Origin of the sequence: Microbulbifer variabilis, assembly GCF_020524905.1 — a bacterium.
Classification (GTDB): Bacteria; Pseudomonadota; Gammaproteobacteria; order Pseudomonadales; family Cellvibrionaceae; genus Microbulbifer; species Microbulbifer variabilis_A.
On sequence record NZ_JAIVKI010000009.1, the window covers coordinates 68461 to 88083 of the forward strand.

At 51.5% G+C, this 19623-nt stretch carries 16 protein-coding genes; 13 read left to right on the forward strand and 3 right to left on the reverse strand.

Going from position 1 to position 19623, the window contains the following annotated elements; translation table 11 throughout:
- Positions 1 to 51: 51 nt before the first annotated feature.
- The gene (locus LC073_RS11780) at positions 52 to 306 is read left to right on the forward strand and encodes a hypothetical protein (RefSeq protein WP_226647267.1); all 255 of its coding nucleotides are present in this window, start codon (positions 52 to 54) and stop codon (positions 304 to 306) included.
- A 91-nt stretch (positions 307 to 397) separates the two neighbouring features.
- On the opposite strand, the gene lexA is transcribed toward LC073_RS11780, so the two are convergent.
- On the reverse strand, positions 398 to 1003 hold the full coding sequence (lexA, locus tag LC073_RS11785; protein ID WP_226647269.1) for a transcriptional repressor LexA: 606 nt from the start codon (positions 1001 to 1003) through the stop codon (positions 398 to 400).
- Positions 1004 to 1181: 178 nt separating this feature from the next.
- Between lexA and LC073_RS11790 the strand changes: the two genes are divergently transcribed.
- From LC073_RS11790 to LC073_RS11815, 6 genes are all read left to right on the forward strand, one after another.
- A complete protein-coding gene (locus tag LC073_RS11790) occupies positions 1182 to 1829 on the forward strand; it encodes a TIGR00730 family Rossman fold protein (RefSeq protein ID WP_226647271.1) in 648 nt (215 codons plus the stop codon).
- Between the two features lie 289 nt (positions 1830 to 2118).
- Positions 2119 to 3681, forward strand: coding sequence for a class I adenylate-forming enzyme family protein (locus LC073_RS11795; RefSeq protein ID WP_226647273.1), 1563 nt, complete (start codon positions 2119 to 2121; stop codon positions 3679 to 3681).
- Positions 3682 to 4197: 516 nt separating this feature from the next.
- A complete protein-coding gene (locus tag LC073_RS11800) occupies positions 4198 to 4830 on the forward strand; it encodes a TetR/AcrR family transcriptional regulator (protein WP_226647274.1) in 633 nt (210 codons plus the stop codon).
- 34 nt (positions 4831 to 4864) lie between these two features.
- Positions 4865 to 5881, forward strand: coding sequence for a beta-N-acetylhexosaminidase (gene nagZ, locus LC073_RS11805; RefSeq protein WP_226647277.1), 1017 nt, complete (start codon positions 4865 to 4867; stop codon positions 5879 to 5881).
- A gap of 60 nt (positions 5882 to 5941) precedes the next feature.
- Entirely contained in the window at positions 5942 to 7066 is a 1125-nt protein-coding gene (locus LC073_RS11810; RefSeq protein ID WP_226647279.1) for a mechanosensitive ion channel family protein, read from the forward strand.
- A 299-nt stretch (positions 7067 to 7365) separates the two neighbouring features.
- On the forward strand, positions 7366 to 7581 hold the full coding sequence (locus tag LC073_RS11815) for a cold-shock protein (protein ID WP_226647281.1): 216 nt from the start codon (positions 7366 to 7368) through the stop codon (positions 7579 to 7581).
- A gap of 670 nt (positions 7582 to 8251) precedes the next feature.
- Here LC073_RS11815 and LC073_RS11820 read toward each other — a convergent pair.
- Entirely contained in the window at positions 8252 to 9232 is a 981-nt protein-coding gene (locus LC073_RS11820) for a CsiV family protein (protein WP_226647283.1), read from the reverse strand.
- A 132-nt stretch (positions 9233 to 9364) separates the two neighbouring features.
- Complete coding sequence (gene mfd / locus LC073_RS11825) at positions 9365 to 12844, reverse strand: transcription-repair coupling factor (protein ID WP_226647285.1); 3480 nt, start codon at positions 12842 to 12844, stop codon at positions 9365 to 9367.
- A 307-nt stretch (positions 12845 to 13151) separates the two neighbouring features.
- Here mfd and LC073_RS11830 point away from each other — a divergent pair, with 307 nt between their 5' ends.
- The 6 genes from LC073_RS11830 (at position 13152) to nqrE (ending at position 19607) form a co-directional block, all read left to right on the forward strand.
- Positions 13152 to 14612, forward strand: coding sequence for a glyceraldehyde-3-phosphate dehydrogenase (locus tag LC073_RS11830; protein ID WP_413231446.1), 1461 nt, complete (start codon positions 13152 to 13154; stop codon positions 14610 to 14612).
- Between the two features lie 394 nt (positions 14613 to 15006).
- A complete protein-coding gene (locus LC073_RS11835) occupies positions 15007 to 16347 on the forward strand; it encodes a Na(+)-translocating NADH-quinone reductase subunit A (protein ID WP_226647288.1) in 1341 nt (446 codons plus the stop codon).
- A 2-nt stretch (positions 16348 to 16349) separates the two neighbouring features.
- Positions 16350 to 17561 carry an NADH:ubiquinone reductase (Na(+)-transporting) subunit B gene (locus LC073_RS11840; RefSeq protein WP_226647290.1) on the forward strand — a complete coding sequence of 404 codons (1212 nt, stop codon included), beginning with the start codon at positions 16350 to 16352 and terminating at the stop codon, positions 17559 to 17561.
- Positions 17554 to 18336, forward strand: a complete 783-nt coding sequence (locus LC073_RS11845) for a Na(+)-translocating NADH-quinone reductase subunit C (RefSeq protein WP_226647292.1) — start codon at positions 17554 to 17556, stop codon at positions 18334 to 18336. The genes LC073_RS11840 and LC073_RS11845 overlap by 8 nt, the downstream gene beginning before the upstream one ends.
- A gap of 2 nt (positions 18337 to 18338) precedes the next feature.
- Positions 18339 to 18995 (forward strand): NADH:ubiquinone reductase (Na(+)-transporting) subunit D, encoded by a 657-nt coding sequence (locus LC073_RS11850; RefSeq protein ID WP_226647294.1) that lies wholly within the window; start codon positions 18339 to 18341, stop codon positions 18993 to 18995.
- 3 nt (positions 18996 to 18998) lie between these two features.
- Complete coding sequence (gene nqrE, locus LC073_RS11855; protein WP_226647296.1) at positions 18999 to 19607, forward strand: NADH:ubiquinone reductase (Na(+)-transporting) subunit E; 609 nt, start codon at positions 18999 to 19001, stop codon at positions 19605 to 19607.
- The last annotated feature ends 16 nt before the right edge of the window (positions 19608 to 19623 follow it).

The following is a 19623-nucleotide window of genomic DNA, read 5'->3' on the forward strand; positions in this document are numbered from 1 at the left end:
ATTGCCTGTGGTACACTGGGCGCAAACTGATGTGCAGTGAAGGGAAAGCTAATGTCCTCCGAAACTTTTGAGATTATCGAGTTGGCCAATGGCGATGTGGCTCTACGTCGCGCCGGTCACGAGGAGGACCCTCTGGTGAGTATTCATTTCTCAGCTGAGAGTCTCCAGTTTTTACGAAAGCACAAGGTGGCGGTGGCTCGGGCAATGCTGGAAGCGGGTATAGAAGCCGTGCAGAATCTCGATGACCTGGAGCCTGGTTACTTCGAAGAGGAAGAGTCGATGCCGGTTAACCATACGATTCACTGATCTAATCTATGGCAAGGCGAGAAGGTAAAAGAGTTTAACAGCGGCTTAAAGCCGCTGTTGTTGTATTTGGGCAGTGGTAAGCTGTTTAATCTTAAGGGGTATGGCGAATAACACCGACCGCCAGCCCTTCGATCACGAAGTTCTTATCCCGCATATCCACTTGGATAGTTTCAAAGTCTTCGTTTTCGGGTAGTAGTTGCACTGTTGCCTGATTGCCTTTTCGGCGGAAGCGTTTAACGGTTACTTCGTCATCAATCCGCGCAACCACAATCTGCCCATTTCTGACTTGCTCGGTTTTCTGCACCGCTAGAAGGTCTCCATCGAGGATACCTGCATTGCGCATGCTCATGCCGTGCACCCTGAGTAAATAATCTGCCGGTGGGTGGAAGAAGCTGGCGGGCAGGTCGCAATAATCTTCGATATGCTCGGTGGCCAGGATAGGGTGGCCTGCGGCGACACGCCCTACGATGGGGAGACCGGATTGGTGATCTGGAATTCGAATGCCCCTGGAAGCGCCGGCGACCATCTCAATGGCTCCTTTTCTCGCCAATGCTTTGAGGTGCTCCTCGGCGGCATTTGGCGAGCGAAAGCCCAGCTCCTGGGCAATTTCTGCGCGGGTGGGGGGGTAGCCCGTGTCATCCAGGTAGGCCTTGATTAGCTCTAATACTTGAGTCTGACGTGCGGTGAGATTGGTCATAGATTTACCTAGGGTTTCTGTATTTATATACAGTTGCTGGGATTATATACAGATTTTAGTTTTGCGCAAACCCGCCCCTTGACTCGAATCAAGCTGCTACATTGATGAAGAAAACAGCGAGTGAATGAAAAGAATAGTTGAAAGAGCTGACAGCAAGAGAGAGTAAGGGAGAACAATAATGCTTGATGCAAAGATGCCCGAGGCTTGGAGGGTTCTGCGTATACAGTCGGAATTAGTTGATGGGATTGAGCGTCTAATTGCACTAAACGGGGCTGTGACCGTTTTTGGTGGTGCACGTTTCACAGAGGAAAGTCTGGAATATCAGCAGGGAATGAAACTCGGAGAGCTTTTGGCGGCAGAGGGAATACCGGTAATCACTGGTGGTGGTCCAGGTTTGATGGAGGCGTGTAATCGAGGGGCTTTTGGGCAGCCCGGTACCTCAATTGGTTTAAATATCGAACTGCCCTTTGAACAAGCAGCCAATCCTTACCAGGATATTAGTTTGAATTTTCGTTATTTCTTTGTGCGGAAATTTATGTTCGTAAAGCATGCCGCGGGTTTTGTTGGTTTGCCCGGCGGTTACGGCACTTTGGATGAACTGTTTGAAGCCTTAACTCTTGTACAAACCCAAAAAGTAAGGCGATTTCCTATAGTGCTGGTTGGTGAGCGCTATTGGAGTGGGTTGTATAGTTGGTTGGTGGATACAGTATTGGAAAAGGGCTGTATTGATTCTGGTGATCTCGATTTATTCCATATCGTGGATACGGTTGAAGAGGCCGTGCACCTGATTTTGAAGTATATGCGCGCTAGAGATAGTCAAAAATAATTCAAATATTTTGTAAGGCTATTGTTGGAAATTTTAAGTAGGGCCGACTCTTGCTTTACTAATCTGTCAGAGCCGGCCTGTCTCTGTTTAGGTTCTTTATATTGGGAGCTTCGATTATCTTTAGCTACTCTCTACTTTAAATTCTTGCAGAACAGCCGTATGCCAGTTTCGGCTGTTCTGCATGAGTGTCAGGGAAATTTTTAAAACTGTTGTTATTCTTAAATTTGAACGCTTCTGATCCCCATTTTAACTTGCTAGCTAGTTTGTATTATCAATAGGACGACAAACTGTGCCGATTTATGGAGACCCCCTGTCAAAGTCTGCGGACTTGAAAAATCTATTGCAAGCCGCGCTGGACAGTAAGCCAGATGAAATAGCGCTACTTTGCGGTAGTCGCGTGTGGACCTGGCGAGAGTTGCAGGGGGATGTTGATACCTTGGCTGAGAGGCTGGCAGAGAAAGGTTTTCATAAAGGCGAACGGTTTGCCTCTTTAATGCCAAACCGGGGTGAAATGCTTATTTTTTTTCTCTCATGCATGAAGCTAGGGTTAGTTGCAGTACCGTTAAACTATCGCTACACCTCACCCGAAATTGATCGTGCCCTTGAGGTGAGTGGCGCAGTAGCGTTGTGTGTAGGAGAAGAGCGCAGGGAAAATATCCAATCCAGTAAATCTGTTGGCAGGTTGAGCAAAGGCATTCTTATTTTTGATGCTACTCTAGAAAATGCCTGGCATTTTGAAAGATTGGTTGGTTCTGGATGGCAAACCGTTGGATTCCACTCACTAAGTATAGAGGATTGTGCATTTCTTTTCTTCACATCCGGTAGTACCGGAGAACCTAAGGGCGTAACACATAGTCAGTTTTCTTTTGGGTCTGTAGTGGCAAGTTTCGCTGCTGCTCTAAAACTTTCACACAATGACGTAGTTTTACCTGGGGCCTCAATTGCACATGTGGGGTCACTTTCAACTGCCATGGCTGCACTCTCTGTGGGTGCAATGGTGGTGATTCCTCAAAGCTTTGACGGTCGAGAAATGCTTTCCGTTTTGCGTTCTCACCGACCAACTGTACTGGTGATGATCCCCGCAGCATTTATCTCGATGGAGCGTGACTTTGATGCTAGACGTGAAGATTTTTCTTCGCTTCGCTTGTGTGTTACTGGGGGCGACAAATTTCCACTCAATCTTGCTACAGAATTTACTTGCAAAACAGGCCTGATGATTCAGGAGACATACGGGCTCACAGAGGCACCGGATTGCCTTTTCAATCCCTCTAACTCTGCAGATAAGGCCGGGTCCGTTGGTAAAGTTTCACCTGGTTATATCGCCTGTTTACGTGATGGGGAAGGGAGGGAGGTTTTGCCAAATACGGATGGTAACCTCTGGCTCAGCGGGGCTCCAATGATGACTGGCTACTGGGCGAATTCCAGAGTAACTCAAACGGTGCTTGAGAAAGGCTGGTTTGATACTGGTGATATTATGCGTGTCGATTCTGAAGGTTATTTTTGGTTTCGCGGTCGAAAAAAGCAGATTATCGTCAGAGACGGCTCAAACCTTTCGCCGCAGGAGATTGAAGAAGCCGTTATGGCGCATCCAGCGGTGGATCTTGCCGGAGCAGTTGGTGTTCATAGTGACGTTCATGGAGAGAATGTGTGGGCTTTTATTACACTGAAGAGTGGTGCACCTGAGCCAAGCGTTGAGGATGTCATTAACTGTGCGAGAAGACGTATCGGTTACAAGGCGCCTGAAGTGATAAAAATTTTGGATGATATGCCACTTAACTCCACAGGCAAAATTGATAGAGTGACACTTAAAAAGCTTGCGGAAAAACAATTATCAATAGATCGAAAAAAATGAATATCACTAAATACTTTATCGCTACAGATTAAATTTTCTCAATTTTTGACTGCCGCGTATCACATTTCAACTCCGTTTCTGAGGCTTTGTTTCTGATTTGCTGTTGTCGTTTCGATAGGATTGGCCTGAAAAGGAGAGTTGACTGAGTCGATTCTATTATTCATTTCTTTGAGTTGCTTTAACCTTTCTTCAATCTTCAATCTTCAATCTTCAATCTTCAATCTTCAATCTTCAATCTTCAATCTTCAATCTGTCGGGAAGGCTTAACAAAGCGACTATCTTTGAGATGCGGAATTCAGGCTGGGGCGTTAGCAGTCGTACTGCACCAGAGTGGATTTCCTGTTGAACGATACAGCAACATGGCAGTTTCAATTGTGAGAGGTTTCCCCCTGCAGGCGCTTTACAGGTGGTTACAGATGCTGCGAATACCTCAAGGCGTCTTATACAGTTGGACTGAGAGAGGAATATGCTAATCTGGCCAGAGTTAAACAACTGTTTTAAATGATGGTTTGATATATGAGCCAGACGGACACGGTAAGCCGGATCCTGGACGCAGCTGAAGTGCTGTTTGCCGAGCGCGGTTTTACTGAAACTTCTCTCAGAACGATTACGAGTACAGCAGGCGTTAACCTGGCGGCGGTCAACTACCACTTTGGCTCAAAAAAAGAGTTGATCCAGGCTGTTTTTGAACGCTTCCTGACCCCATTTACCGATGCCTTGGAGTCGGAACTGGATCGGCGCATTGCTTCTGGCCAGCCGCTTAGAGTGGAGGGTCTCTTGGAGAGTCTTTACAGAGTGGGGTTGGGCAGCCTCAGTGAGCGGGGTCTCGATCCGCAGCGCTTTATGCGTCTGCTTGGATTGGCCTACACACAGTTTCAAGGGCACTTACGTCGCTTTATAGTGTCTCGGTACGGTGAGAGTTATCGGCGCTTTGCAGGCCTGCTGGCTGAAGCCTTGCCAGGGGTTGATCCTGTTACGTTCTACTGGCGCCTGTATTTCATGCTGGGAGCCACTATCTTCACCCTGTCGAGCTACGATGCCATAGAGGCTATTCTGAGAGAGGATTTTGGTGCTCAGAGCAGCTTACAGGAAACCCTGGAACGTCTTGTACCGGCCGCTTCAGCGATGCTGAAGGTGGAGGCCAGTTAGACCGTAGGGTTGGCGAATCTTAGAGGAACAGAATATGTCCACATCACTTGGACCAGTGATGATTGATATTGAGGGGCAGGGGCTCACTAATGAGGATTGTGAACTCCTACGTCACCCTCTTGTGGGCGGCCTAATTTTCTTTGCGCGTAATTATCAGGATCGCAATCAACTGCAGACGTTGATTGCGGACATTCGATCTGTACGTCCAGAGATTCTTCTGGCTGTTGACCAGGAGGGGGGGCGGGTGCAGCGGTTTCGGGAGGGGTTTACACGCTTGCCCTCTATGCAGAGGTTATCTGCAGAGGCATCTGCAACGCAGTTGCAGGATGTGGGCTGGTTACTCGCTTCGGAGTTGCTGGCGGTAGGGGTGGACTTCAGTTTTGCCCCCGTATTAGATGCGGATGATAGTCATAGCCGGGTGATTGGAGATCGCAGTTTTTGTCCGGACCCCGGCCGCTTGGCAGCTATAGCGAGGCCATTCATTCAAGGAATGCATGAGGCCGGTATGGCCTCAACTGGCAAGCATTTTCCCGGGCATGGTCATGTATTGGAAGACAGTCATGTGGAGCTTCCACAGGATGAGCGGACTCTGGAACGGGTTATGGATTCCGATGCCTTGCCCTTCATTGAGCTTATTGGTATTGGTGAACTAGATGCTGTGATGCCTGCTCATATTCGTTTCGTCAACATTGATAGTCAGCCCGTAGGTTTTTCCCGATACTGGCTGAGGGATATTTTGCGGGGGAGACTCGGTTTCAAAGGAGTCATCTTCAGTGACGACTTATCGATGGAGGGTGCGGGTGTAGCCGGTGGTTACGGAGAGAGAATTCGAGCTGCACTGGACGCGGGTTGTGATATGGGGGTGGTCTGTAACAATCGTACCGGGGCTTTGGAATCCCTCGCTGGGCTACAGAACTTTAAGCCCGCAGCGGAGTCTGGTGAGCGTTTGAAAGCGATGCGCGGCAAGCCCTCAATCACCTCCTGGGCGGAACTTGAAAATAGTGAGCGCTGGCGTAGAACGCGCAGTTGGTTAGCTTCAATAATGCAGTAATTGAGAAGTGCTGGCTTTTAGCCCGCCTGAAGCCTATTTGGGTGGAGTGGAGCCAGTTTTATGAGCGGAGGGGGTATCGTGGAGTCTGTAGAGAGTGTGCTGTTGTCTTGGCTCGGTGACAATCGGGTCTGGATAGTCTCTGTTTTTTTGATTGTATTGACTTCCGCACTGGCGGCCTGGATTTTTGGGCGCTTTGTGCAAAAGCTGGCTGCCAGGGCTGAGAAGACTGTCAACCCTTGGGATGATGCGCTGGTTGGGGCTCTTTCCCCACCTGGGCAGGTATTAATCTGGTTGCTGGGTCTAACGGTTGCTGCCCAGCGTGCGGGCCAGGCAACGGGGTCGGAGATTTTTTCTCTGGCGGAGCCCGCCCGCGAGATTGGTCTTATCTTAGTGCTTTCCTGGTTCGCTTGGCGCTTCTCGCACAGTGCGGAGCACAACCTGTGTAACCCCCGATATATTGGCAAACCAATGGATGCCACCACGGTTCGGGCTATTGGCAAGCTGGTGAGGGCTTCGATAGCTATCACCGCAGGCATTGTGATCATGCAGTTCCTGGGTTATAGCGTAAGCGGTGTTTTGGCCTTTGGTGGCATTGGGGGGCTGGCAGTCGGCTTTGCCGCTAAGGATCTACTGGCAAATTTCTTTGGTGGGCTGATGATTTATCTGGATCGCCCCTTCGCGGTCGGCGATTGGATTCGTTCCCCGGACAAAGAGATAGAGGGCACGGTCGAGGATATTGGCTGGCGTTTAACCCGTATTCGCACTTTTGATATGCGACCGGTTTATGTCCCCAACAGCGTGTTCACCCAAATATCCGTGGAGAATCCTTCAAGGATGCTCAATCGCAGGATTTTTGAAACCATTGGTATTCGTTACAAAGATGCTCATTTAATGGCGCAGATCGTGGCCGATGTTAAGAAAATGTTACAGCATCACCCGGAAATAGATGCCAACCGGACTCTTATTGTTAATTTTAATAGTTTTGCCGCCTCATCCCTTGATTTCTTCATATACACCTTTACTCGAACTACCGAGTGGGTGAGATACCATGAAATCAAACAGGATGTTTTATTGAATGTGCTTAATATTATTGAGCGTCATGGTGCCTCCTGTGCATTCCCGACTTCAACAGTTCATATTGCCGATATTCCTTCATTAGCGCGTGAAGCCGCGTTAGACAGTTGAGTATTGGGAGTGCGATAAGGTACAAATGTTTAGTTTATATATTGAGCTTAATCGGGATTTTGACGGTTAATTACGCGTAGTGGTAAAAACGTAGTATTTATTTCACATAGAAACCTAGACACTGGCGCTGTTTTATCTAAGAATCAGGTTACGCCCTTTGGGTATCTCTCAAAAGGGTGAAGCAAGATAGCATTCTGCATGGAGCAGTTTGTTAACAATGGGGTGGCGTTTGCCCCTCTTGCCGAATGTAGTATTGAGGTGATAGAGGTAGGCGCAATAACAATAATGAGGTTTTCTCAATGAGTGATCGCGTTACAGGTACTGTGAAGTGGTTTAATAACGCACGGGGTTATGGCTTCATCACCTGTGGAGAAGGAACTGAAGACATTTTCGTTCACTATCGCAGCATTCGCGGAGAGGGTTATAAAACCCTTAACGAGGGGCAGGCGGTTGAGTTTGAAATGCAACAAGGTGACAAAGGACTGCTGGCGGAAGATGTTGTTCCCTTTGAGTGATTTTTGGATCACTCGTTGAAAGAACTGTTATCGCGTAGAGTTTGCGGTAGCCAGCCGCTAACTCTGCCAGCGCCTCCAAAGCGGGCTGTTCGGCTCGCTTTTCTTTCCCTCCCCCCATTACTGAGGTGATATGTTTTCCGCATGTGACCTATTTCATCGATTCCGATTTACTTTATATTTTCACTAACAATTAGTGCTTTATCTTATTTGGAAGTTTTAATTTTTTTACACGGTTTTAATAAGTATGAAATCGATTTAATGGTAGGGACGGTTTAGTGGTTAGGTTTAGATGCAATATGTTTATCAGGTAATATTTGAAGTTTTGCGATTTTACGTTTAACGTTCTTGACTTATTTTTATAATTGATGGCTTTGAGTTTATTTCGTTGAGGTGAGTCAATATTAAGGCAAAGTGCATTTGCCGATATTTTTTGATTTGCTATATATCTATTTATTGTTGAAATTTTTCTAAGTTGCTCTTTTAGGAAAATTTTATTTCCTCAGGCATAATCAAATGAGCTTAATTTCATCGTTGGCTGTGCTGGATATTATTTGGTTTCTGTGGATTATAATTATTGTAATTTTTTGAATAGATGCGCTATTCGAATTGAAATATCCCCCAAAAAGGGGGGATATTCTGGGTAAGATTTTATAGGTTTTTTGTTAGGTTTTTAAAGACTGTCAGAGCCTATTTCTTCGGTGGGCTCTTCAATGGTGCCGGCAACAGTACGAATTTCAATCAAAATACCAAATGCTGGATGGTCAATATAATGCAGCTGGCCGCTTCGCATGCGGCGCTCATGTTGTAAATGAGCGGCTCGCATCACATATACCGGTTGCTGAACAGCTGGAAGAGAGGCATTGAGGTTCATTGGCCCTTGGCGCCCAGCAGGGCGATGGGCATCACGCGCCTCCAAATTGGAAAAAGAATTATCTCCTTCATGGGCGAGAGGGAGAGAGGCCTCTTCAGCAGAAGGTATTGATGTGTTACTGGGGCGAAGAGGCAGGCGGATACCCTCTGCGGATGCCGGAGTTGAAAAGTCGCTGAGCCACAGATTTGTGCTTAGGTGCAAATAGCGAGATACGCTCAGAGTAATCGAGCCTTCCAGTTGAGTATGTCCAGCAAAGGCTTCTCCACCGTCAATCAGGATCGCTGGAGACTTGTGCTTTTGTTCCAGAACCTGGTGCCAGGCTTTGTGAAACAAAATGCGATCCCCACCTCTCTCCAGTGCTGCAGCCTTGTTGTCCAGCTTGGTGGCTACAGGGGAAAGGAGCAAATGTGAGAGTGGTGCCTCGTCGGTATTGTTGCCGCCGAGCTCCGTTGTTTCAAAGCCGATGGGCTCTTCGTCCAGGTCTGTAGTTCTGTGAGTTTCGTTGACGGGTTCATTAGGTTCTGAAAGTGTGTTTGTGGCCGAGCTTTGAGAGGTTTCCTCACGATGTGCACGGGTATCAAAATCCACCCAGCGACTTGGATATGAGAGCTTTGGCTCTGCAGGCCAGGTTTCACTAGTTTGCGCCATGCCTTGGGGGCGCTCGAACACAATCATCTCGATCTCAAAGGTATTGCCGGCGTAGTTCGCCGCCTGAGAGGCCGTGGCGGCGAGCGCTAGGGCCAAGGTAGAGCAGAGGTGCGCTATCTTCTTTATGGTCATGGGTTTACCACTTTTTTCCATCTGTCTGTCGTCAGAGCCTGGGAGGATTCTGCAACCCGATATCTAGTCTGGGGATTGTGACAGGGGGCTGCTCCCCTGTCGATCGACCCCATCACTGGTTGCAAAATGGTATCACTGGGCCAGCCGCTCCAACACTTCATTGATTTCCTGTAGTTTGCGCTCGGGGCCCTCCTCATCGAGGCTGAAGTTCAGCTGGTTGGCGCCTGCAAGCTGGTAGCGTCCTGGCTGGGTCTGCACCATTTTCACTAGAGTCAGAGGGTCTACCTGGGTGTTCTCGGCAAACTCAATACGGCCGCGAGCAGCGGAGGCTTCTAGTTTGCGAATCCCCATTTTGTCCGCCTTCAGTTTAATTTCTGTGGTGCGGAATAGGTGTTTAACCGGTTCGGGCAGTAGGCCGAAACGGTCGATCATTTCCACCTGTAGCTCTTTGAGTTGTTGGCGATCGACGGCATTGGCGATGCGTTTATACATCATCAAACGGCCGTGTACATCCGGCAGGTAATCCTCGGGGATTAGTGCTGGTACTCGCAGATTGACATCTACCGCCAGGGACTCCAGGGGCTCGTCAATATTGGGAGTGCGCCCCTCGCGAATGGCTTTCACTGCGCGATCGAGCATTTCCATATAGAGGTTAAAGCCCACGCTCTGGATTTGTCCGCTCTGTTCCTCGCCAAGTAGCTCGCCGGCACCACGGATTTCCAAATCGTGAGTGGCCAGGGTGAAGCCGGCACCCAGATCCTGGGCTTCGCTGATGGCTTCCAGGCGCTTAATGGCGTCGCCCGTCATCGAGCGTTTGTTAGGCGTTAGTAAATAAGCGTATGCCTGGTGGTGGGAGCGCCCCACACGGCCGCGAAGCTGGTGTAGCTGGGCCAGGCCAAATTTATCCGCCCGTTCAATCAGGATAGTGTTGGCCGTTGGGACGTCGATGCCTGTCTCGATAATGGTGGTGCAAACCAATACATTGAAACGCTTATGGTAGAAGTCACTCATGACCTGTTCCAGCTCGCGCTCGCGCATCTGGCCGTGCCCGATAGCGATGCGGGCCTCAGGGATCATTTCCTGTAATTCCCGGGCTATACGTTCGATGCTCTTAACCTCGTTGTGTAGGAAATACACTTGGCCTCCACGGAGAATCTCCCTCAGGATGGCCTCCTTCACCAGGGCATCGTCGCGTTCACGCACAAAAGTCTTTACCGATAGGCGTCGCGCTGGCGGGGTGGCAATCACTGAGAGATCCCGAATGCCGGCCATGGCCATATTTAAGGTGCGCGGAATCGGAGTGGCTGTCAGGTTGAGAATATCCACCTCCGCACGCAGGCTCTTGAGGCGCTCCTTTTGACGCACACCGAAACGGTGCTCCTCGTCGATAATTAGCAACCCCAGGTTTTTGAAATCCAGATCACTCTGCAGCAATTTGTGGGTGCCAACCAGGATATCTACTTGGCCACTCGCTACTTTCTCTTTCACGCTGTCCACTTCCTTGCCAGAGCGGAAGCGGGAGATGACTTCGATATTAATGGGCCAGTCGGCAAAGCGATCCTGGAAGGACTGGAAATGCTGTTGTGCCAGCAGGGTGGTGGGTACCAGCATGGCCACTTGCTTGCCGGCGTGGGCGGCGACAAAGGCCGCACGCATGGCGACTTCGGTTTTACCAAAGCCCACATCGCCACACACAAGGCGATCCATGGGTTTTTTCGACAGCATATCGCCGATCACGGCTTCGATAGCTTGCTGCTGGTCTGGGGTCTCTTCGAAGGGGAAGCCGGCGGCGAACTCGCGATAGGCTAACTTAGGATCGGCAAAGGCATGGCCGACTCGTGCCTCTCTGCGGGCGTAGATATCCAGAAGCTCAGCGGCGGCATCGCGTACTTTTTCGGCCGCTTTGCGTTTGGCCTTTTGCCACTGTTCACTGCCCATTTTATGCAAAGGTGCCAGGGCTTCATCAGCGCCGGAGTAGCGGCTGATAAGGTGCAGGCTGGCCACAGGCACATAGAGCTTTGCTTCATTGGCATACTCCAGTGTCAAAAATTCTGCCGGTTGCCCGTCGATTTCTAAGTGTTGCAGGCCGCGATAACGTCCCACACCGTGGTCGATATGTACCACTGGGGCGCCGATACGCAGTTCCGCCAGGTTTTTTACCGCGTTGTCCGCATCTTCTTTGGCTTTTTTACGACGGCGCTGTTGCAATACCCGTTCGCCAAACAGCTGTGGCTCCGCGATTAGGTTGATGGCGGGGTCGTTGAGCAGTAACCCCTGATCCAGGGGGGCAACAGTGATGCCAATGGATTTATCACTGTGCAGGAACTCTTCCCAGCTCTGAAAAGTTGGTGGGGATAAACGTATGCCTTTGAGTAGCTCAAGTAGTGCCTCGCGGCGTCCACCGCTCTCGGCACAGAAGAGTACCCGCCCGGAATACTCCATCAAATAGCTTTCCAGGGCTGCCATAGGCTGCTCGGCTTTCCCGTCCACTGGTAAATTCGGCGGCACCTGGGTAGCAAAATTGTGATTGCCTTGAGCCTCGGGCAGTGTTTCGTTGGAGAAAATGGCTCTCGGCATCGACTTGAGTGCGCCATTAAACTCATCGATATCTAGCAGAATCTGGCGGGGTTGCAGGATTGGGCGGGTCAGATCGCCACAACGGCTTTCATAACGGTTACTGACCTCTCGCCAGAAATTTTCAATGGGTGCTTGAATATTTCCTTGAATAAATGCCTGGCTGTTTTCAGGGAGGTAGTCGAACAGGCTCGCACAGTTATTATCGAAAAATAATGGCAGATAGTATTCGATACCTGCTGGCGCAATTCCCGCACTGATATCCTGGTAGATGGGCACCAGGCTGGGGTCAGCTTGGAACTGTTCGTGCCAGTTTTGCAGGAAGCCGGAAAGACCGGCTTTGTGCATTGGGAACTCCCTTGCAGGCAGCAGGTGAATGGTTTCCACCTTATCCACAGTGCGCTGGGTTTCCGGATCGAAAGTGCGCAGGGATTCAATTTCATCGTCAAAAAGATCGATGCGGTAGGGTAGTGGGCTGCCCATGGGGAATATATCCATAAGTGAGCCGCGCACGGCAAACTCACCGTGTTCGTAGACGGTGTCTACACAGTGATAGCCGGCTTGTTCAAGCAGGCGGCGTTGGATATCGATATCAAATTGTTGCCCCTCATTGAGAATCAGAGCATTACCGGCCACATAATCACTGGGAGGCAAGCGATGCATCAAGGTGCTTACCGGTACTATGACGATACCGCTACCCATTTGCGGCAGGCGATAGAGGGTGGCTAGGCGGTCCGAAATAATATCCTGGTGGGGAGAAAAGGTATCGTAGGGAAGAATCTCCCAATCGGGGAAATGGAAAATCTGAAAGTCGCTCTGTGAGCGCCCATCTCTCCGCGCTTTGTTAAAAAATTTCAGTTGCACCTCTAAACGGTGCGCTTCAAGGCTGTCCCGAGTGACTAGCAGGGTAGGGGAATTGCTGTTGCGGGCAGCATTGAGAATGGCGAGCGCGGCCGCTGCGCCGTGTAGTTGCCCCCAGAATTGACGGTCGCTGTCACCGTGAAACTTGGGGGGAGTTAGGGGCTGTATATCGGTCATCTTTCCTTAAATATCCGCGCTTTCATTTGCTGTAGTGCCAGGGCTGGCTATTGTAGCCGCGATCGGATTGGGCTGCAGTCTATGTTAACGACGTCGGTGAATCTGATCTCAAACGGCTCCGCTTTTTGGGATATTGCGCATCGGGACTGCTTGTGACAACAAATAGGTAGTTTTACTACATTTTTTTGGTTTTTTTTTGCGCAGTTGCGCAGCTGCAGGTGAATACTGATAATGCGCAGCCATACGGCCCCCGAGTGGTTTGCGGGCCGTGATTTCCTGCCTATTAAACACATTGCAGAGGTGTCCGATAGTGACTCAGAAGCGACCGAAGCCCGCGGATTTTTTCAAGGACTGGAAACAGCGTGAAGCGCTGGCCGAATCCATGATCCCGATGATCGGAAAGCTCAACCGCGAGCAAAACGTCGGTATTTACATGTACGGCCGCAACCTGGTTAACCGCTCCGTACTGAGCATCATGAAAGCGCACCGCTTCGTGCGCCAGGTTGAAGAAAACGAACTCTCCGAGTTTGAAACCTTTCCTGTGCTGGAAGCTATCTGCAAGCTGGAGCTGGGTCCGGTTCATATTGATCTGGGAACCCTGACCAACAAATTTATGCGCGATGGCCGCGACCTGTCCGTGGACGACTTTGTGCGTGAAGAGCTGGCGGATGCCGCTGGTGCCGGCAAGCCCCTGCCAGAGTCCAAAGACGTAGTGATCTATGGTTTTGGTCGTATTGGCCGCTTGATTGCACGCCTGCTGGTCGACAAGGCTGGTAGTGGTGATGTGCTGCGCCTACGCGCCATCGTACTGCGTAAGGGAAGTGCACCTAACGATCTGGTGAAGCGCGCTTCTCTGCTGCGTCGCGATTCCGTACACGGCGCTTTCCAGGGCACTATCCGTGTGGACGAGGAAACTAACTCCCTGATCTGTAACGGTAACGAGATCAAAGTTATTTACGCCAATTCCCCGCAGGAAGTGGACTACACCCAGCACGGTATCAACGATGCGATTATCGTAGACAGTACTGGCGTATGGCGTGACGAGGAAGGCCTGAGCCAGCACCTGCAGAGCCCGGGTGCCGCCAAAGTAATCCTCACCGCTCCAGGCAAGGGCGATATCAAGAATATCGTTTACGGTATCAATAACGGTGATATCAAAGAGGAAGACAAGATTCTGTCCGCCGCTTCCTGTACCACCAACGCCATTGTGCCGGTACTGAAGGCGATGATGGATGGCTACGGTGTGGAGCACGGTCACGTGGAAACCGTACACGCCTACACCAATGATCAAAACCTGATCGATAACTACCACAAAGGTGAGCGTCGCGGTCGCGCCGCTGCACTGAACATGGTTCTGACTGAAACTGGTGCTGCCAAGGCGGTTGCCAAGGCGCTGCCTGAACTGAAAGGCAAGCTCACCGGCAACGCGATCCGCGTTCCGACACCGAATGTTTCCATGGCGATTCTCAACCTGAATCTGGGTAAAGAGACCACCAAGGAAGAGCTGAACGATTACATGCGTGAAGTAGCTCTGCACTCGCCGCTGCGTCAGCAAATCGACTTCACCAACTCTCCGGAAGTGGTTTCCAGCGACTTTGTTGGCTCTCGTCGCGCCTGCGTATTCGACTCCACTGCGACTATCGTAGATGGCAAGAATGCTGTGCTCTACTGCTGGTACGACAATGAGTTCGGCTACAGTTGCCAGGTGGTTCGCTGCTTGGAAGATATGGCTGGCGTTCGTTACGAGTTGTTCCCCAAAAAAGACTAAGGCGTCCAGCCTAAGTCTGGCGGTCGGCCCATAAAGCTGACCAAAGGGGTGGGGCGGCCCTTGTGGCCGTCCGCCCGCATCTCCCCAAATCCCTGTTTTTTCAGTAGAAATTTCCTAACTTGGTGCCACTTTGGGTACTTCCAGGCTGGTAATGCCTGTGCCCCATCTTTATAATGCGCGCGATTTTGCGGGGCGGCCGTGCGCCGAGAAGTTAGCGCGCGCAAACCATAGTTAGCTTCCTTCCGCCCGGTTATCGGGTGATGCGGCATAAGCCCTCGCAGCACAGAATTCCACAGTATGGCTCGTCAGTCCGGGGTCGGCCTTTTGTTTGGTCCGGCCTCGGATCGATGGGCCGTACTGCAATTTTTTAAACTAGAAACTTAGGCATAGGCGTATGAGAAAGATCCGTCGGGGATTGGACTTACCCATATCCGGCGCGCCCGAGCAGGTGATCCACAAGGGTCCTGCACTCAAGACCGTCGCTGTTCTCGGCCCCGATTATCACGGGATGAAACCGACAATGGCGGTGGCTGAAGGGGATAGCGTCAAACTTGGTCAGCTGCTGTTTAGCGATAAGAAAACCGAAGGCGTGCGCTACACCGCACCGGCTGCGGGTCGTGTTGTTGCTATTAATCGTGGTGCTCGTCGTGTGCTGCAGTCCGTCGTGATTGAAATAGACGGTGATGCAGCGGAACAGTTCCAAAGCTACAGTGCGGACAAATTGTCTGGCCTGAAACGCGAACAGGTCGTTGAGAACCTGGTCGAGTCTGGTATGTGGACTGCACTGCGCACTCGCCCATTCAGCCGCGTTCCCGCCTTGGATGCCGAGCCGGTGGCTGTGTTTATCAATGCGATGGACACCAACCCCTTGGCCGCCAATCCGGAAGTAGTGATTGCCGAGAACCGCGAAGCCTTCTCTCAGGGCGTTGAGGTTCTGTCCAAGCTGGCCGAAACCACTTACGTCTGTACCGCCCCCGATGCAGATATTCCTGTACCGAATGCTGGCAATATTCGCCGCGAAGCTTTTGCCGGTCCCCATCCGGCAGGCCTGTCCGGTACCCATATTCACTACTTGAGCCCGGTTTCCGGTTCCCGCAGCGTATTCACTATTAATTACCAGGATGTGATCGCCGTGGGCAAACTGTTTACCACCGGTAAACTGTTCACCGATCGCGTGATCTCCCTGGCGGGCCCACAAGCCAAGCAACCGCGCCTATTGCGCACCCGTCTCGGCGCTAGCCTGGCAGAGTTGACCTCCGGTGAGCTGAAAGGAGATAACGACCGCGTAATCTCGGGCTCCGTTTTTGGTGGTCGCACCGCAGCGGGTCCTATGGGCTACCTGGGTCGCTACCACAATCAGGTTTCTATTCTGGAAGAGGGCGATGAGCGTCCTTTCCTGCACTACCTGCGTGCCGGTAACAAGCGCTTCTCCATTTTCCCGATCTATCTGTCGCGCCTGTTCAAAAACAAGCTGTTTGATTTCACCACCAGCGCCAACGGTTCTGAGCGGGCTATGATGCCGATCGGTACTTACGAAGCCGTAATGCCGCTGGACGTATTGCCGACCCAGTTGCTGCGCACCCTGATCGTGGGTGATACCGCTATGGCCCAGAAACTGGGAGCCCTGGAGTTGGACGAAGAAGATCTGGCGCTGTGCACCTTTGTGTGTCCGGGCAAGTACGAATACGGCCCCATTTTGCGGGACAACCTGACCCGTATTGAGAAGGAGGGGTAAGTATGTTGCGTAAATTCCTCGATTCAATCGAACCTAAATTCCACAAAGGCGGCAAGTTCGAAAAGTTCTATGCCCTCTTTGAGGCTATTGATACCGGCCTGTTCCAACCGGCTGATAAAACCAAGACCACCTCTCACGTGCGCGACGGTATCGACCTGAAGCGTATCATGATCACCGTGTGGGCTTGTGCCATGATTCCGGCGTTCTACGGAATGTGGAATATCGGCTTCCAGGCCAACACCATTCTCGAAGGGATGGCCAACCCGGAACTGTCCGGCTGGCGACACGCGATTATCGGTGCACTGACCTCTTATAACCCGGCGAGCCTGTGGGACAATTTTGTCTACGGTGCCATGTACTTCCTGCCAATTTACCTGGTCACCTTTATCGTGGGCGGTATCTGGGAGGTATTGTTCGCCGCGGTGCGCGGTCACGAAGTCAACGAAGGTTTCTTCGTAACCTCCATCCTGTTCGCCTTGACCTGTCCGCCGGATCTGCCGCTGTGGATGGTGGCTATGGGTATCAGCTTTGGTGTGGTTATCGGTAAGGAAGTGTTCGGTGGTACCGGCAAAAACTTCCTCAACCCGGCGCTTACCGGACGTGCATTCATCTTCTTTGCCTACCCGGCAGCTATGTCTGGCGATGCCGTGTGGACTGCCGTAGACGGTTACACCGGTGCTACCGCGCTGTCGGCAATGGCAAGCGAAGGTATTCAGAACCAGATGGTGAACCTGGCCGGCGGCCAGCTGACCTGGCTCGACGCCTTCTTCGGCAAGATGCAGGGCTCCATCGGCGAAACCTCCACCCTGGCGATGCTGATTGCCGGTGTGATTCTGATCGGTATGAAGATTGCCAGCTGGCGTATCGTGGCCGGCACCATGCTCGGTATGATGGCCACCGCCTTTATGTTCAATATGATCGGTTCAGAAACCAACCCGATGTTCCAGGTACCCTGGTACTGGCACCTGGTTGTGGGTGGTTTTGCCTTCGGCCTGATCTTTATGACCACCGACCCAGTTTCAGCTGCCATGACCGATACCGGCCGCTGGTGGTACGGCATCCTGATCGGGGTGATGGTTGTCCTGATTCGTGTAGTGAACCCCGCCTTCCCGGAAGGCATGATGCTGGCGATTCTGTTCGCCAACCTGTTCGCTCCGCTGTTTGACCACTTTGTGGTGCAGTCCAATATCAAACGGAGGTTGGCACGTGGCTAATAAAGATTCCGTAACCGGTACTCTGATTGTCGCGCTGGTAATGTGCCTGGTGTGCTCCGTAGTGGTTTCCACTGCGGCAGTCATGCTGAAGCCCGCTCAGCAGGCCAATGCCGAGCTGGATATGAAGCGCAACGTACTGATGGCCGGTGGCCTGCTGAAGGACTCACACGCTAATAAAGCGACCGTTGAGAAAGCCTTCGCCGATGTACAGATCAAATATGTTGACCTGGACACTGGTAAGTTCACCGATGAAGCGCCGGCTGGCGGCAGTGGTCGCGCTGCAGCCAAAATCCCTTCTGCCAGTGAGAGACTGCCGGCAGATGAGGACACCGCTAAGATTATCCGCCGGGAAAATATCAAAGAAGTTTATCTGGTGGAGAAAGACGGCAAGCTGAGCAAGATCATCCTGCCTATCCGCGGTTATGGTCTGTGGGGCACCTTGTACGGCTTCCTCGCACTGGAGAGCAATCTCGACACTGTAGCGGGTCTTGGCTTCTACGAGCACAAGGAAACTCCCGGACTGGGTGGCGAAGTGGACAACCCCAACTGGAAAGCTCAGTGGGTTGGCAAGAAAGTCTTCGACAGCCAGGGCAACGTCGACATCCACGTGATCAAAGGCCAGGTTAATCCCAACAGCCCCAAAGCGGTTCACGAAGTGGATGGCCTGTCTGGTGCGACTCTGACCAGTCGTGGTGTAAACAATCTGGTGAACTTCTGGCTGGGTAACCAGGGTTATGGTCCCTTCCTGAAAAACCTGAAAGCAGGGGAGGCATAAGCATGAAAATCAAAGAGTCTCTGCTAGAGCCGATTTTTAATAACAACCCGATCGCACTGCAGATTCTGGGTATCTGTTCAGCACTGGCTGTAACCAGCTCGCTGAAAGTTACCCTGGTAATGTGTATCGCCCTGACCTCGGTTGTGGCCTGTTCCAACGTTGCGGTATCTCTGATCCGCAAGCAGATCCCGAACAGCATCCGCATCATCGTACAGATGACCGTGATTGCCTCCCTGGTAATCCTGGTGGACCAGCTGATCAAGGCCCTGGCTTACGACATCTCCAAGCAGCTGTCAGTATTCGTTGGCTTGATCATTACCAACTGTATCGTGATGGGCCGTGCAGAAGCCTTCGCTATGAAGAACCCGCCACTGCCCAGCTTCCTCGACGGTATTGGCAATGGCCTGGGTTACAGCGTAATCCTGATCGGTCTTGCGGTAATCCGTGAACTCTTCGGCGCTGGCAAACTGTTCGGTGTGGATATCCTGACCACCGTGAGCAACGGTGGTTGGTATATTCCCAACGGCCTGCTGTTGTTGCCGCCCAGTGCGTTCTTCCTGATCGGTCTGTTCATCTGGGGAATCCGCTCCTGGAAGCCCGCCCAGGTTGAGCAAGATGAGTTCAAGATTGCGCCTAATTCCCAAGCGCAGGAGGCCTAATCCGTGGAACATTATATTTCTTTGGTAATCCGTGCGGTTTTCGTTGAAAACATGGCACTGGCCTTCTTCCTCGGCATGTGTACCTTCCTTGCCGTATCGAAGAAGATCGAAGCAGCGATCGGCCTCGGTGTAGCGGTTGTCGTGGTACTGACTCTGACGGTACCGGTAAACAACCTGATCTACACCTACCTGCTGAAAGACGGTGCGCTGGCCTGGGCCGGTTATCCGGACGTGGACCTGAGTTTCCTCGGCCTACTGTCTTACATCGGCGTTATCGCGGCACTGGTACAGATCCTGGAGATGTTCCTGGATAAATATGTACCGGCACTGTACAACGCGCTGGGTGTGTTCCTGCCGCTGATTACCGTGAACTGCGCCATCATGGGTGCCTCTCTGTTCATGGTGGAGCGTGAGTACGCATTTGGTGAGAGTGTTGCCTACGGCTTCGGCGCCGGCCTTGGCTGGGCCTTGGCGATCACCGCACTGGCCGGTATTCGCGAAAAGCTGAAGTACAGCGATGTACCCGATGGTCTGAAAGGCTTGGGCATCACCTTCGTAACCGTTGGTCTGATGTCCCTGGGCTTCATGTCCTTCGGCGGCATCGATATCTAAGCGGGGGAACACAATA

Excerpts from the sequence above, each read along its gene's own strand:
- lexA (WP_226647269.1), bottom strand. The coding sequence starts at position 1,003 with ATGACCAATCTCACCGCACGTCAGACTCAAGTATTAGAGCTAATCAAG.
- LC073_RS11835 (WP_226647288.1), top strand. The coding sequence starts at position 15,007 with ATGAGAAAGATCCGTCGGGGATTGGACTTACCCATATCCGGCGCGCCC.
- LC073_RS11840 (WP_226647290.1), top strand. The coding sequence starts at position 16,350 with ATGTTGCGTAAATTCCTCGATTCAATCGAACCTAAATTCCACAAAGGC.
- LC073_RS11780 (WP_226647267.1), top strand. The coding sequence starts at position 52 with ATGTCCTCCGAAACTTTTGAGATTATCGAGTTGGCCAATGGCGATGTG.
- mfd (WP_226647285.1), bottom strand. The coding sequence starts at position 12,844 with ATGACCGATATACAGCCCCTAACTCCCCCCAAGTTTCACGGTGACAGC.
- LC073_RS11810 (WP_226647279.1), top strand. The coding sequence starts at position 5,942 with ATGAGCGGAGGGGGTATCGTGGAGTCTGTAGAGAGTGTGCTGTTGTCT.
- LC073_RS11790 (WP_226647271.1), top strand. The coding sequence starts at position 1,182 with ATGCTTGATGCAAAGATGCCCGAGGCTTGGAGGGTTCTGCGTATACAG.
- LC073_RS11800 (WP_226647274.1), top strand. The coding sequence starts at position 4,198 with ATGAGCCAGACGGACACGGTAAGCCGGATCCTGGACGCAGCTGAAGTG.
- LC073_RS11815 (WP_226647281.1), top strand. The coding sequence starts at position 7,366 with ATGAGTGATCGCGTTACAGGTACTGTGAAGTGGTTTAATAACGCACGG.
- LC073_RS11850 (WP_226647294.1), top strand. The coding sequence starts at position 18,339 with ATGAAAATCAAAGAGTCTCTGCTAGAGCCGATTTTTAATAACAACCCG.
- LC073_RS11820 (WP_226647283.1), bottom strand. The coding sequence starts at position 9,232 with ATGACCATAAAGAAGATAGCGCACCTCTGCTCTACCTTGGCCCTAGCG.
- nagZ (WP_226647277.1), top strand. The coding sequence starts at position 4,865 with ATGTCCACATCACTTGGACCAGTGATGATTGATATTGAGGGGCAGGGG.